This is a genomic window from Bradyrhizobium sp. PMVTL-01, assembly GCF_051861855.1.
GTDB lineage: Bacteria > Pseudomonadota > Alphaproteobacteria > Rhizobiales > Xanthobacteraceae > Bradyrhizobium.
This window is the reverse complement of record NZ_CP193982.1, coordinates 6,678,621-6,691,911: the sequence shown is the minus strand read 5'-3', so window position 1 is coordinate 6,691,911 and position 13,291 is coordinate 6,678,621. Positions and strand designations below refer to the sequence as shown.

The following is a 13,291-nucleotide window of genomic DNA, read 5'->3' as shown; positions in this document are numbered from 1 at the left end:
AGCGCAGCGCGCCGCGATTGCAAGTTCTTCCGCTCAGCCCATGCGGCGAATGATCACGCTGGCATTCACCCCGCCAAACCCGAAACCGTTCGAGATGGCGTGTCGCATCGGCATCGGCCGCGCGTGGCCTGAGACGATGTCGATGCCCTCGGCGCTCGCGTCGGGATTTTCGAGATTGAGTGTCGGCGGCGCGACCTGGTCGCGCAAGGCGAGCACGGTGAAGATTGCTTCCAGGCCGCCGGCGGCGCCGAGCAAATGGCCGGTCGCCGATTTGGTCGCGCTCACCGCAATGCCGCGGTTGCGGCCGAACAGCGCAGCGATCGCGCCAAGCTCGCTCTCGTCGCCAGCCGGCGTCGACGTTGCATGCGCGTTCAGGTGTTGCAGATCTGCGGGCACGAGGTTCGCCTGCCGCAGCGCGATCTCCATGGCGCGTCGGGCGCCCTCGCCATCGGGCGGACCCGACGTCATGTGGTAGGCGTCCGCCGTCGTGCCGTAGCCGACGATCTCCGCGATCGGCGTCGCGCCGCGCGCAAGCGCATGTTCGAGGTCCTCGATCACCAGGATGCCGGCGCCTTCGCCCATGACAAAGCCGTCGCGGTCGCGATCGAACGGACGCGAGGCGCGTGCGGGCTCGTCGTTGAAACCGCTCGACAGCGCGCGTGCCGCGGCAAAGCCGCCGAGGCTGACGATGTCGATGCAGGCCTCCGCGCCGCCGCAGATCGCGACGTCGGCTTCGCCCGCGCGGATCATGCGTGCGGCATCGCCGATCGCCTGCACGCCGGCCGCGCACGCGGTGACAGGCGTGCCCAACGCGCCCTTGTAGCCGTATTTGATCGAGACGTGGCCGGCGGCGAGATTGGCGAGGAAGGAGGGGATCGTGAAAGGCGATAGCCTGCGCGCGCCACGCTGCTCGGTGATGCGCACCGCTTCCGCCATTGCCGGGAAGCCGCCGACGCCGGAGGCGATGATCGTCGCCGTGCGTTCCAGCGCGCCTGCATCTTGCGGCGTCCACTTGGCCTGCGCGACCGCTTCCGCCGTGGCGAGCAGGGCGAACAGGATGAAGCGGTCCATCTTGCGCTGGTCTCTTGGCGCGGCAGCCTGCGCCGGGTCGAAGCCGCCTTCGGCATCATGGGACCTGTCAGGCACGGGCCCGGCAATGCGCACGGGTAACGCCTGCGCCCATTCAGGCAGAGGTCGTAGCCCACTTTGGCCGGCGAGCAGCCGCTGCCAGGACAGTTCAACACCGCAGCCGAGCGGGGACACCGCACCCATTCCCGTTACGACGATACGACGCATGTCAGTCTCCCGTCGGCGCAACGGCCGGGTTCATGGCCTTGAGTGAGGCAAGCCGCTTGCGCATCAAGCGGCTGGCGCCCGGGCCTGCGATGACCACTGCATTGGCGAGCGTGATCGGCTGCATGCTGGCGGCGTCGACCACCACGGGATCGAGCGGGCGGACATCGCTTCGGTTCGCCAGCAGGATGGCTTCACCTTTAGGGGCGAGATGCTTGTTACCCCAGGCGAGCAGCGCCGCGACCACCGGGAAGAAATCCCGCGCCTTGTCCGTCAGCACATATTCGTAGCGCGGCGGACGCTCCTGATAGCGGCGGCGGACGAACATGCCGCTGTGGGTGAGGTGGGCAAGCCGCCGCGACAGGATGTTCGGCGCAATCCCGAGGCTTTTCGAAAATTCGTCGAACCTCGTCGCGCCCTGGAACGCATCGCGCAGGATCAGGATGCTCCACCACTCCCCGACGGTTTCCACGGCGCGGCCGACCGGGCACTCCAGGATCGAGGGGGATTTCGGCTGCATGGCGGGAAGGTAGGGCAGTGACTTGCAAAATGCAAGTCACTGGGGTGGAGGGCGGGCTGCTAGACTGCGTAGCCGGCGCGATTTGAAAATGCGAGTTGGCGCACGATGGCCTCGCGCCATGCTGCGTCATCGCGGGCGCAGCGAAGCAATCCCGACTGCTTCCCCGGAAGGATTCTGGTGCTTCGCTGCGCTCGCAATGACGGTGTGGAGGTGGTAGCGACGCTATCTCAACGACGTCGTGGTAAGCAGTGCCGAAGCGCCGCCCTAATGCGACCGCGCCAGGCAGAACGCCACCACCTGCTCCAGCGCGCTCTTCATCGGCGAGGGCGGGAACAGGGCCAGCGCGTCGACCGCCATGGCGCCGTAGTGCTGGGCGCGGCTCAGCGTGTCCTCGAGCGCGCGGTGCTTGTTCATCAGACCGATGGCGTGATCGAGATCGCTGTCGCCGATCTCGCCGCGTTCCAGTGCCCGGACCCAGAAGGCGCGCTCGGTGTCGTTGCCGCGGCGGAAGGCGAGCACGACGGGCAGCGTGATCTTGCCCTCGCGGAAATCGTCGCCGGTATTCTTGCCGAGCTTGGCGCTCTTGCCGCCATAGTCCAGCACGTCGTCGACGAGCTGGAAGGCGATGCCGAGATTCATGCCGACCGAGCGGCAGGCGGTCTGCTCGGCCTTGGGACGGTTGGCGATGACGGGTCCGACCTCGCAGGCGGCGGCGAACAGCTCGGCGGTCTTGCCGCGGATCACGGCGAGGTATTCGTCCTCGGTGGTCGCGGTGTTCTTGGCGGCGGCAAGCTGCATCACCTCGCCCTCTGCGATGGTGGCGGCGGCCGCGGAGAGGATGTCGAGCGCGCGCAGCGAGCCGACCTCGACCATCATGCGGAAGGCTTGTCCCAGCAGGAAGTCACCGACCAGCACGCTCGCCTCGTTGCCCCAGAGCATGCGTGCCGAGAGCTTGCCGCGGCGCATCTCGCTCTCGTCGACGACGTCGTCGTGGAGCAGGGTCGCGGTGTGCATGAACTCGACCGACGCGGCGAGCTTGATGTGGCCGTCGCCGGTGTAGCCGGCGAGGTTGGCCATGGCGAGCGTCAGCATAGGGCGCAGGCGCTTGCCGCCGGAGGAGATCAGATGGTTAGCCACCTCCGGGATCATGGTCACGTCCGAGCCGGTTCGCGACAGGATGGTGGCGTTGACGCGCTCCATGTCAGGGGCGACAAGGGCAACCAGCTCTTCGATCGACGCGCCGGGAGTTTCGAAAGGTACGATGACGGCCACGCCGGTCTCCAATATTTGCCCCGGAGGGGCTATTCTGATGGAAATACAATAGAAACTGGCGGCGAATGCGGCAAGGCCTGCGGAACCATTGACATTTGCCGCTTTTCACCCCCTTCAGGCAGAGGAGACCTCAGTTTTGCGTGAACTGGTTCGAACCAACGATATGGTGCTGGTGTCGGCGATCGGCGCGCTGCTCGATGGCGCCAACATCCACCATCTGGTGCTGGACCAGAACATGAGCATCATCGAGGGCTCGCTCGGCATTTTGCCGCGGCGGATCCTGGTCCACGAGGACGACGCCGCCGAGGCCAGGGCGCTCCTGACCGAAGCCGGCCTCAGCCACGAACTGCGCGGCGATGATTGAGGCCGCAGCAGATATCACCGAGGACGCCTTTCTCGGTGGGCAGTTGCTCCTGAAGCAGAAGCGGTCCGGCCATCGCGCCGGACACGACGCGATCCTGCTGGCGGCGGCGACGCAGGCCCGGGCCGGTGACCGCGTGGTCGATCTTGGCGCCGGCATCGGCACGGCGGGGCTGGCGCTGGCGCGGCGGGTGACGGGGATCAGGCTCAGCCTGGTCGAGATCGATCCGGAACTGGCGGAGCTCGCGCGCGTCAATGCGGCGGCGAATGCGATCGCCGCCGAGGCGATCGTGCTGGACGTCACCGCCGAGGCGCAGGCGTTCGCGGCGCATGGGCTTGGGCCCGACAGCGTCGACATGGTGCTGATGAATCCGCCCTTCAACGATCCGGCGCGGCATCGTGGCTCGCCGGATCCGTCCCGCCATACCGCGCATGTCGCGACCGAGGAGACGCTGCATGCGTGGGTGCATGCAGCGCGGCGGATCCTTCGATCGAACGGCGTGCTGACCCTGATCTGGCGCGCAGACGGCCTAGCCGACGTCATGGCAGCGCTGTCACGCGGCTTCGGCAGCCTTGTGGTCCTGCCGGTTCATGGCGAAGCGGGACGACCTGCGATCCGCGTGCTGGTGCGCGCGGTCAAAGGCGGCAGGGCGCCGACACGATTGTTGCCGGGCCTCGTGCTTAACGAAGAGTCAATCGTGCCTAAAAAAGAGGTGAGGGATATTCTGGAGGGGAGGGCTGTATTGCCGCTGGCGGAGCCGTGAGGCCTTACTGCGGAAGCGATTCCGTCTGCTGTTCTTGCGGGGACGTAACGCGAATCGCCGTGAAAAGCGCACCGACCAGCAGCATCAGCAGATAGATCTTCATGGTGTTTCCTCCGCTGCCTATTGCAGCTTCCCAACCGGGATTCTGCAAAACACGTTCCAAGCACCTTCAATGACACTCGCGTGATAAGAAATGGTAAATCAGAGGTAAGGGCATGGCCGAACAATTGAACGATCGTGAGAGTTCCGGCCTGGCCGACAAGCTCATGCAATATCTGCCGGCGCGCTTCCGTCCCGGCGCGGCGGTCGTGCCGGTGGTGCGGCTGTCGGGCGTGATCGGCGCGGTAACGCCGCTACGTCCCGGCATGACGCTCGCGGGCGTCGCGCGGATACTCGAGCGGGCATTTTCGTATCGGAATGCCAAGGCGGTGGCGCTGGTGATCAACTCGCCCGGCGGCTCGCCGGTGCAATCGCGCCAGATCTACCTGCGCATCAAGCAGCTCGCGGCGGAGAAGAAGCTGCCGGTGCTCGTCTTCGTCGAGGACGTCGCGGCGTCGGGCGGCTACATGATCGCCTGCGCCGGTGACGAGATCTTCTGCGATCCGTCCTCGATCCTGGGCTCGATCGGCGTGGTCGGCGGCAGCTTCGGCTTCCAGGACGCGATCAAGCGGCTCGGCATCGAGCGGCGCCTCTACACCGCTGGCGCACACAAGGCGATGCTCGATCCCTTCCTCCCGGAAAACCCGGATGACGTGTCGAAGCTCAAGGCGATCCAGCGCGAAATCCACCAGATCTTCATCTCGCTCGTGAAGGAGAGCCGCGGGGCGCGCCTGAAGGGCTCGGACGACACCCTGTTCACGGGCGAATACTGGGCCGGCGACAGCTCGATCGCGCTCGGGCTTGCCGACGGCATCGGCGATCTCCGCTCAACTCTTCGTGGACGCTATGGCGAGAAGGTTCTCACCCCCGTGATTGCGCAGCCGACCGGCCTGCTGTCCGGTCTTCTCGGGCGGAAATCGCCCGGCGCGGGACAGCTCTCGGCGCTGGAATCAATCGCCGGGCTGCCGGATGAGCTGATCTCCGCGGTCGAGACGCGGGCGATTTGGGCGAAATTCGGGTTCTAGGCGGCGCCCTCCCGCGCCATTTGGTCCGGCGCGAGCCAATTGCGGCGCAGCCCCGACTGCGCGACAATGCCGGTTGGGGGCTGAGCACTAGACAAGGATCGACCGATGCCGCCGTTCGTCGCTTTCGCGGGCGTCCTGGGTGGGCTTGCCGTGGTCCGCTGGGCCTACAAGACCGCTGTCCGGATCAACCAGGAGCTGGAGGAGATGCGCCTGTCGCGCGTCACTGAGGCCGGCCCTATGGGAGAAATCCGGACGTTGAAGCGTGACCCCGTGACCGGAGCTTACCGGCCGGGCTAGTTCTCGCCGCACGCTCGGCTCCCTCTCCCGCTTGCGGGGGAGGGTTGGGGAGGGGCTCTCTTCTTACTGCCCAAGAGGATAAAGCCCTCACCCGCGCCTTCGGCGCGACCTCTCCCGCAAGTCGGGAGGGGTAAGAAGCAGCCCCCTTTGCCTTGATTCCCATCCCCGCCGTCGATACGGTCCCGCGCGATTCAAAACCCCCCGCGAGAGCCTGATCTGACGATGGACGCCTCATTGCATGCCCATATGCGCCCGGAACGCTCGTTCCAGGGCTTCATCCTCGCGCTCCAGCGGTTCTGGGCCGAGCAGGGCTGTGTGATCCTGCAGCCCTACGACATGGAGATGGGCGCGGGCACCTTCCATCCGGCGACCACGCTGCGCGCGCTCGGGCCAAAACCCTGGAACGCGGCCTATGTGCAGCCCTCGCGCCGGCCCAAGGACGGCCGCTATGGCGAGAATCCGAACCGGATGCAGCACTACTACCAGTTCCAGGTGATCATGAAGCCGTCGCCGCCGAACCTTCAGGAGCTGTACCTGAAGTCGCTCGCCGCGATCGGCATCGATTCCGCCGTGCACGACATCCGCTTCGTCGAGGATGATTGGGAGAGCCCGACGCTCGGCGCCTGGGGCCTCGGCTGGGAGTGCTGGTGCGACGGGATGGAGGTCAGCCAGTTCACCTATTTCCAGCAGGTCGCCGGCTTCGAATGCGCGCCGGTCGCGGGCGAGCTCACCTATGGGCTCGAGCGCCTCGCGATGTATGTGCAGGGCGTCGACCGCGTCTACGACCTCAACTTCAACGGCCGCGAGGGCGATGCCAAGGTCACCTATGGCGACGTCTTCCTGCAAGCCGAGCGCGAATATTCCAAACACAACTTCGAAGTCGCCGACACCGCGATGCTGTTCGAGCAGTTCAAGATGGCGGAAGCGGCGTGCAGAAAGTACCTCGATGCCGGCTGGAAGGACGACAGGCGCGAGGCGCACCTGATGGCGCTGCCGGCCTATGACCAGTGCATCAAGGCAAGCCACGTCTTCAACCTGCTCGACGCCCGCGGGGTGATCTCCGTGACCGAGCGGCAGAGCTACATTCTCCGCGTGCGCGAGCTGGCCAAGGCTTGCGGCGAGGCCTGGATCCATACTGAAGCGGGCGGAGCGGCCTGATGCCCGATCTTTTGCTTGAACTGTTCTCGGAAGAGATCCCCGCGCGCATGCAGGCCAAGGCGGCCGACGATTTGCGCCGCATTGTCACCGACAAGCTGGTTGCCGAAGGCCTCGTCTATGAAGGCGCGAAGGCGTTCGCGACGCCGCGCCGCCTTGCGCTGACCGTGCACGGCATTCCTGCGCGCCAGCCTGACCTGAAGACCGAACGCCGCGGCCCGAAGGTCGGCGCGCCGGATGCGGCTGTGCAGGGCTTTCTGAAAGCGACGGGATTGAAGTCGCTGGACGAGGCCAAGATCCAGCGCGACCCCAAGGGTGACTTCTACATCGGATTGATCGAGAAGCCCGGCCGCGATGCGATCGACGTGCTCGCGGAGATCCTCCCCGTCATCATCCGCACCTTTCCATGGCCGAAATCGATGCGCTGGGGTGCGCGTTCCGGAAAGCCCGGCTCGCTGAGCTGGGTGCGTCCGCTGCATGCGATCACCGCGACCTTCGGGCTCGAGACCGAAGAGCCCGATCTCGTGAAGTTCGAGGTCGACGGCATCGAGACCGGCCAGACCACTTACGGCCATCGCTTCATGGCGCCGGAAGCTATCTCCGTGCGCCGCTTCGAGGACTACGAGGCGAAGCTGAAGGCTGCAAAAGTCGTGCTCGATCCGGAACGACGCAAGAATACGATCCTGGCCGACGCCAAGGAGCTTGCATTTGCGCAAGGCTTCGAACTCGTCGAGGACCAGAACCTGCTCGACGAGGTCGCCGGTCTCGTGGAATGGCCGGTCGTTCTGATGGGCTCGTTCGAGCCGGAATTCCTGACGACGCCGGCGGAAGTCATCCGGGCCACCATCCGCAACAACCAGAAGTGCTTTGTCGTCAGCGACCCGAAGTCGGCCAAGCTCGCCAACAAGTTCATCCTGGTCGCCAATATCGAGGCGACCGACGGCGGCAAGACCATCATCGCCGGCAACGAGCGCGTCATCCGCGCGCGGCTGAGCGATGCGAAGTTCTTCTACGAGACGGACCTCAAGACCAAGCTCGAGGACCGGCTGCCGAAGTTCGAGGAGATCGTGTTCCACGAGAAGCTCGGCACCCAAGCTGCGCGCATCAAGCGCATTGAACGCTTAGCTGCCGAAATCGCGCCGCTGCTCGGCGCGGATGTGGCGAAGGCCTCGCGGGCCGCGCATCTGGCGAAGGCGGATTTGCTGACCGAAGTCGTCGGCGAATTCCCCGAAGTGCAGGGCCTGATGGGCAGGTACTATGCGCTCGCGCAGGGCGAGGACGCATCCGTGGCGGCCGCGTGCGAGGAGCACTACAAGCCGCAAGGGCCGGCTGATCGCGTGCCGACCGATGCGGTGAGTGTCGCAGTCGCACTTGCTGACAAGATCGATACGCTCGTCGGCTTCTGGGCGATCGACGAGAAGCCGACGGGAAGCAAGGATCCATACGCGCTGCGCCGCGCGGCATTGGGTGTGATTAGGCTGCTCATTGAGAACGGTATCCGACTCAATCTCGCCAAGCTTTTTGAGCGTCATTACGATACGGTCCTCGAGTCCATCGCGCAGCGTTTGCGCAGTGCTGGGGAGACGTTTGGCATAGGAAAGGGATCTCTTGATCTGCTTCCTTTCTTCGCTGACCGCCTCAAAGTGCAGCTCCGCGAGCAGGGCGCGCGGCACGATCTCGTCGACGCCGTGTTCGCGCTCGGCGGCCAGGACGACCTGCTGATGATCGTCCGCCGCGTCGAGGCGCTCGGAAAATTCCTCGACAGCGATGACGGCAAGAACCTGCTCGCCGGCACCAAGCGCGCCAGCAACATTCTCTCGATCGAGGAAAGGAAGGACAAGCGCACGTTCGACGGCCCGCCCGATGCTGCGCTCTACAGCCTCGCCGAGGAGAAGGCGCTCGCCAAGGCGATCGACGAGGTCAAGGCGGAAGCCAGCGCAGCAGTCGCCAAGGAGGACTTTGCCGCCGCGATGCGTGCGATGGCAAAGCTGCGTTCCCCGGTCGATGCGTTCTTCGACAAGGTTCGCGTCAACGACGACGATCCGAAGGTGCGCGAGAATCGCCTGAAGCTGCTGAATGAGATCCGCAGCGCCACGCGTGCGGTGGCGGACTTCTCGAAGATCCAGGATTGAGGCGCGCTCGCGCGGCAAGCACGCCGTCATTCCCGGCTCGCGCCAAGTGGCGCGCCGCGGAATGGCGAATATAAAAAGCCCCGCCCGGCGGGGGGAGACCGGGCAGGGCCTGATGTCCGATTTAACACTGCTCGCGCCAGCCTGATTGAAGTGACGCGCCGGACATCTGGTGGAACGGAAGCGTTTTCAAGCGAAGCGGTGTCGGCTCGCGTGACGAAAACGCGTCCAGGCAAGTGTCTAGTCCAGCACCTCGACGATGCGGCGCGAGCGCGGCTCGACCAGCACGGTCTCGCCGTTCACGACGGTGTAGCGATAGGTAGTGGGGCCGAAACGCTGCGGCACGTCATAATAGGTGACGCCGCTTTCGGGTAAGGTGGCGCCGACCACCACGTGATCCGGAATGCGAAAGGCCGGCACACGTTGTTCGACGACATACTCGCGGAAGGCCGGCCGCTGTTCGACCGCGATGGTCGGGCCGCTCTCGACCACGACGGGCGCGCGTACAATCGTGACGCTGCTTTGCGCCTGCGCCGCCAGGGGCGAGCCGATCGCGGCCGCGAGCGCTGCAAGGGCAAGAATCCTGTTCCGCATGGGCAACTCCTTCGACGTGATTTTCGGGAAGCGCCAGTGGCGCGACTCGTTGCCAATGCATCCGTCTTGGCAATGTTCCGCGAAAACGCCCGCCGCATTCGCGGCAATTTCGGGCGGTTTTCGCGAAAGAGGGAACCCGCTCGCGCCTTTCCGCGTCTCTACTCGCGGAACCGGGATCGCTATGATCGCCGCCGATTCGCTCCACCTCCACAGAAAGATAGTTCATGCACATCACCGTCGCCCACATTTCGCCGATCCTGTCGTTGATTGCGGGCGTGCTCATCCTGATCATGCCGCGGCTGCTCAACCTGATCGTCGCGATCTTCCTCATCATCAACGGTGCGATCGGGCTCGGGCTCCTGAAGTGGCTCCATCTCTAGGGGTTCATTTTCCGGAACTGTTCGACTTGCGCGGGCCCGTCCAAAGTGGTGTAAGGCCCGCGATTTCCTTTTCCTCTCGCAGGTTGTGTGCAAGCTATGGCCAAAGCCGCCTCGAAGCCTAAGAAAATACCAGCGAAATCAAAGTCCTCCGCCAAGGCGAAAGCCGCGCCGGCGGCCCGCAAGACGCTCGCCAAGAGCGCGCCGAAGGGTGCCCCCAAGGTCGCATCGAAGAAGGCCGCACCCGCCAAGGCGCCAGCCGCGGCCAAGGCCGGCAAATGGGTTTACACGTTCGGTGACGGCAAGGCCGAGGGCCGGACTGAGATGCGCGACCTGCTCGGCGGCAAGGGCGCCAACCTCGCCGAGATGGCCAATCTGGGCCTGCCGGTGCCTCCCGGCTTCACCATTCCGACCTCGGTCTGCACCTATTTTTACGAGCACGGCAAAACCTACCCCAAGGAGCTGAAGCCGCAGGTTGAGAAGGCGCTGGACTATGTCGGCAAGTTGACCGGCAAGGTGTTCGGCGACACCAAGAACCCGCTGCTCGTCTCGGTGCGCTCCGGTGCGCGTGCCTCGATGCCGGGCATGATGGACACGGTGCTCAATCTCGGCCTCAACGACCAGACCGTGGAAGCGCTGTCGGAGCTGTCGGGCGACCGCCGCTTCGCCTATGACAGCTATCGCCGCTTCATCACCATGTATTCCGACGTGGTGCTCGGCTTCGAGCATCATCACTTCGAGGAAATCCTCGACACCTTCAAGGACAGCCAGGGCTACACGCTCGACACCGACCTCTCTGCCGACGACTGGGTCGAACTGGTCGGCAAGTACAAGGACGCGGTCGCGCGCGAGACCGGCAAGGACTTCCCGCAGGATCCGCACGACCAGCTCTGGGGCGCCGTCGGCGCGGTGTTCTCATCCTGGATGAACGCGCGCGCGGTGACCTATCGCAAGCTGCACGATATCCCTGAGTCGTGGGGCACCGCGGTCAACGTGCAGGCCATGGTGTTCGGCAACATGGGCGAAACCTCGGCGACCGGCGTTGCCTTCACCCGCAACCCCTCGACCGGCGAGAGCAAGCTCTACGGCGAATTCCTGATCAACGCGCAAGGCGAGGACGTGGTGGCGGGCATCCGCACGCCGCAGGACATTACCGAGGAAGCGCGCAAGGAGTCGGGCTCCGACAAGGCGTCGATGGAATCGGCAATGCCGGAGGCCTTCAAGGAGCTGACGCGGATCTACACGCTGCTGGAGAAGCACTACCGCGACATGCAGGACATGGAGTTCACGGTCGAGCAGGGCAAGCTCTGGATGCTCCAGACCCGCGGCGGCAAACGCACCGCGAAAGCGGCGCTGCGCATCGCGGTCGAACTCGCCAATGAAGGCCTGATCTCGAAGAAGGAAGCGGTAACGCGAATCGATCCGGCCTCGCTCGATCAGCTGCTGCATCCGACCATCGATCCCAACGCCAAGCGCGACGTGATCGCCACGGGCCTGCCGGCTTCGCCGGGCGCGGCCTCCGGCGAGATCGTGTTCTCCTCGGATGAAGCGGCCAAACTTCAGGCCGACGGACGCAAGGTCATTCTGGTCCGCATCGAGACCAGCCCGGAAGACATCCACGGCATGCATGCAGCCGAAGGCATTCTGACTACCCGCGGCGGCATGACCTCGCACGCGGCGGTCGTCGCGCGCGGCATGGGCAAGCCTTGCGTCTCCGGCTGCGGGACCATCCGCGTCGATTACGGCCGCGGCACCATGAGCATCGGTTCGCGCACCTTCAAGACCGGCGACGTCATCACCATCGACGGCTCGCTCGGCCAGGTGCTGGCCGGCCGCATGCCGATGATCGAGCCGGAGCTGTCCGGCGAGTTCGGCACGCTGATGAACTGGGCCGACCAGGTCCGCAAGATCGGTGTCCGCGTCAATGGCGACACGCCCGATGATGCGCGCACTGCGATCAAGTTCGGCGCCGAAGGCATCGGCCTCTGCCGCACCGAGCACATGTTCTTCGAAGAGACGCGCATTCGCACGGTGCGCGAGATGATCCTCTCCGAGGACGAGCAGTCGCGCCGCGCCGCGCTGGCAAAGCTGCTGCCGATGCAGCGCGCTGACTTCGTCGAGCTGTTCGAGATCATGAAGGGCCTGCCCGTCACGATCCGTCTGCTCGACCCGCCGCTGCACGAGTTCCTGCCGCACACCCATGCCGAGGTCGAGGAAGTGGCGCGTGCCATGAACACCGATCCGCGGCGCCTGGCCGACCGCGCTCGCGAGCTCTCGGAGTTCAATCCGATGCTCGGCTTCCGCGGCTGTCGCATCGCGATCGCCTATCCGGAGATCGCCGAAATGCAGGCACGCGCGATCTTCGAGGCGGCGGTCGAGGCCGAGAAACGCACTGGCAAGGCCGTCGGCCTCGAGGTGATGGTGCCGCTGATCGCGACCAAGGCCGAGCTCGACCTGGTCAAGGCGCGGATCGACGCCACCGCGAAGGCGGTGATGCGCGAGACCAACACCAAGATCGGCTACCAGGTCGGCACCATGATCGAGCTGCCGCGCGCCTGCCTGCTCGCGGCGGAGATCGCGCAGAGCGCCGAGTTCTTCTCGTTCGGCACCAACGACCTCACGCAGACGACCTACGGCATCAGCCGCGACGACGCGGCGAGCTTCCTCGGTCCCTACGTGGCGAAGGGCATCCTTTCGGTCGATCCCTTCATCGCGCTCGATCAGGAAGGTGTGGGCGAGCTGGTCAAGATCGGCGTCGCGCGCGGCCGCAAGACGCGTCCGCAGCTCAAGGTCGGCATCTGCGGCGAGCACGGCGGCGATCCCGCTTCCGTTGCCTTCTGCCACAATATCGGCCTCGACTACGTCTCCTGCTCGCCCTATCGCGTGCCGATCGCACGCCTTGCGGCAGCGCAAGCCGCGCTCGGCAAGGCGGTCGCGAGCCAGGCGTAAGGCGGCGCGCAGGATCGAATCGAGAGAGGCGGGGCTTTGGCTCCGCCTCTTTTCATTTGTGCGACGCTCTCTTCACGCCGTCATTGCGAGCGCGGCGAAGCAATCCAGACTATCTCCGCGGAGGGACTCTGGATTGCTTCGTCGCAATTGCTCCTCGCAATGACGAGTTTGTGGGACGCGCTCCGCCACACGCTCGGTGTCATCGCCCGGCCTGACCGGGCGATCCAGTAGTCCGCGGATGCCCCGCCTTCGGGGGCACGACGGCTGTGGCGTGGATCGCTTTGCGAAAGCATTAACAGCGGAACTCACCACGCGTCCCGTATTGAGACGCGTCGGCAAGAGTTCCTTCACCATTCGTGTTGACCCATTGTTTACCGCTTCACGTCAGCGGACATTTACCACGCTCGCAATCGCCCCGTGAAAACCCCTGCAATCGCTTGAGTGTGCCGCGTGCGCA

General features: G+C 65.2%; 12 protein-coding genes. 8 read left to right on the top strand and 4 right to left on the bottom strand.

What is annotated here, in order from left to right:
* Positions 1-33: 33 nt before the first annotated feature.
* The 3 genes from fabF to ACRQ5Q_RS32370 form a co-directional block, all read right to left on the bottom strand.
* Complete coding sequence (gene fabF / locus ACRQ5Q_RS32380) at positions 34-1,296, bottom strand: beta-ketoacyl-ACP synthase II (protein WP_439393987.1); 1,263 nt, start codon at positions 1,294-1,296, stop codon at positions 34-36.
* A gap of 1 nt (position 1,297) precedes the next feature.
* Positions 1,298-1,813, bottom strand: a complete 516-nt coding sequence (locus tag ACRQ5Q_RS32375; RefSeq protein WP_439373788.1) for a winged helix-turn-helix transcriptional regulator — start codon at positions 1,811-1,813, stop codon at positions 1,298-1,300.
* Between the two features lie 264 nt (positions 1,814-2,077).
* On the bottom strand, positions 2,078-3,085 hold the full coding sequence (locus ACRQ5Q_RS32370) for a polyprenyl synthetase family protein (RefSeq protein WP_439373789.1): 1,008 nt from the start codon (positions 3,083-3,085) through the stop codon (positions 2,078-2,080).
* A gap of 136 nt (positions 3,086-3,221) precedes the next feature.
* Between ACRQ5Q_RS32370 and ACRQ5Q_RS32365 the strand changes: the two genes are divergently transcribed.
* From ACRQ5Q_RS32365 to glyS, 6 genes are all read left to right on the top strand, one after another.
* Complete coding sequence (locus ACRQ5Q_RS32365) at positions 3,222-3,449, top strand: putative signal transducing protein (RefSeq protein WP_439373790.1); 228 nt, start codon at positions 3,222-3,224, stop codon at positions 3,447-3,449.
* Positions 3,442-4,209: a tRNA1(Val) (adenine(37)-N6)-methyltransferase gene (locus ACRQ5Q_RS32360; RefSeq protein ID WP_439393985.1), complete on the top strand. Its 768-nt coding sequence runs from the start codon at positions 3,442-3,444 to the stop codon at positions 4,207-4,209. The genes ACRQ5Q_RS32365 and ACRQ5Q_RS32360 overlap by 8 nt, the downstream gene beginning before the upstream one ends.
* A gap of 215 nt (positions 4,210-4,424) precedes the next feature.
* The gene (locus ACRQ5Q_RS32355; protein WP_439373792.1) at positions 4,425-5,333 is read left to right on the top strand and encodes a S49 family peptidase; all 909 of its coding nucleotides are present in this window, start codon (positions 4,425-4,427) and stop codon (positions 5,331-5,333) included.
* A gap of 105 nt (positions 5,334-5,438) precedes the next feature.
* Positions 5,439-5,630, top strand: coding sequence for a hypothetical protein (locus ACRQ5Q_RS32350; RefSeq protein WP_439373793.1), 192 nt, complete (start codon positions 5,439-5,441; stop codon positions 5,628-5,630).
* 222 nt (positions 5,631-5,852) lie between these two features.
* Complete coding sequence (locus tag ACRQ5Q_RS32345) at positions 5,853-6,788, top strand: glycine--tRNA ligase subunit alpha (RefSeq protein WP_439393983.1); 936 nt, start codon at positions 5,853-5,855, stop codon at positions 6,786-6,788.
* Positions 6,788-8,917: a glycine--tRNA ligase subunit beta gene (glyS, locus tag ACRQ5Q_RS32340; protein ID WP_439373795.1), complete on the top strand. Its 2,130-nt coding sequence runs from the start codon at positions 6,788-6,790 to the stop codon at positions 8,915-8,917. The genes ACRQ5Q_RS32345 and glyS overlap by 1 nt, the downstream gene beginning before the upstream one ends.
* A gap of 237 nt (positions 8,918-9,154) precedes the next feature.
* Here glyS and ACRQ5Q_RS32335 read toward each other — a convergent pair whose 3' ends face one another.
* On the bottom strand, positions 9,155-9,508 hold the full coding sequence (locus ACRQ5Q_RS32335) for a DUF1236 domain-containing protein (protein WP_439393981.1): 354 nt from the start codon (positions 9,506-9,508) through the stop codon (positions 9,155-9,157).
* Positions 9,509-9,732: 224 nt separating this feature from the next.
* On the opposite strand from ACRQ5Q_RS32335, the gene ACRQ5Q_RS32330 reads away from it, so the two are divergent.
* Both ACRQ5Q_RS32330 and ppdK read left to right on the top strand, forming a co-directional pair.
* On the top strand, positions 9,733-9,888 hold the full coding sequence (locus ACRQ5Q_RS32330) for a DUF3096 domain-containing protein (protein WP_074077234.1): 156 nt from the start codon (positions 9,733-9,735) through the stop codon (positions 9,886-9,888).
* 96 nt (positions 9,889-9,984) lie between these two features.
* A complete protein-coding gene (gene ppdK, locus ACRQ5Q_RS32325) occupies positions 9,985-12,834 on the top strand; it encodes a pyruvate, phosphate dikinase (protein ID WP_439373797.1) in 2,850 nt (949 codons plus the stop codon).
* Positions 12,835-13,291 lie beyond the last annotated feature (457 nt).

What these genes read in the sequence shown, in the direction of transcription:
- ACRQ5Q_RS32345 (WP_439393983.1), top strand. Translation starts at nt 5,853, where the DNA reads ATGGACGCCTCATTGCATGCCCATATGCGCCCGGAACGCTCGTTCCAG.
- ACRQ5Q_RS32355 (WP_439373792.1), top strand. Translation starts at nt 4,425, where the DNA reads ATGGCCGAACAATTGAACGATCGTGAGAGTTCCGGCCTGGCCGACAAG.
- ACRQ5Q_RS32375 (WP_439373788.1), bottom strand. Translation starts at nt 1,813, where the DNA reads ATGCAGCCGAAATCCCCCTCGATCCTGGAGTGCCCGGTCGGCCGCGCC.
- ACRQ5Q_RS32330 (WP_074077234.1), top strand. Translation starts at nt 9,733, where the DNA reads ATGCACATCACCGTCGCCCACATTTCGCCGATCCTGTCGTTGATTGCG.
- ppdK (WP_439373797.1), top strand. Translation starts at nt 9,985, where the DNA reads ATGGCCAAAGCCGCCTCGAAGCCTAAGAAAATACCAGCGAAATCAAAG.
- ACRQ5Q_RS32360 (WP_439393985.1), top strand. Translation starts at nt 3,442, where the DNA reads ATGATTGAGGCCGCAGCAGATATCACCGAGGACGCCTTTCTCGGTGGG.
- ACRQ5Q_RS32350 (WP_439373793.1), top strand. Translation starts at nt 5,439, where the DNA reads ATGCCGCCGTTCGTCGCTTTCGCGGGCGTCCTGGGTGGGCTTGCCGTG.
- ACRQ5Q_RS32335 (WP_439393981.1), bottom strand. Translation starts at nt 9,508, where the DNA reads ATGCGGAACAGGATTCTTGCCCTTGCAGCGCTCGCGGCCGCGATCGGC.
- fabF (WP_439393987.1), bottom strand. Translation starts at nt 1,296, where the DNA reads ATGCGTCGTATCGTCGTAACGGGAATGGGTGCGGTGTCCCCGCTCGGC.
- glyS (WP_439373795.1), top strand. Translation starts at nt 6,788, where the DNA reads ATGCCCGATCTTTTGCTTGAACTGTTCTCGGAAGAGATCCCCGCGCGC.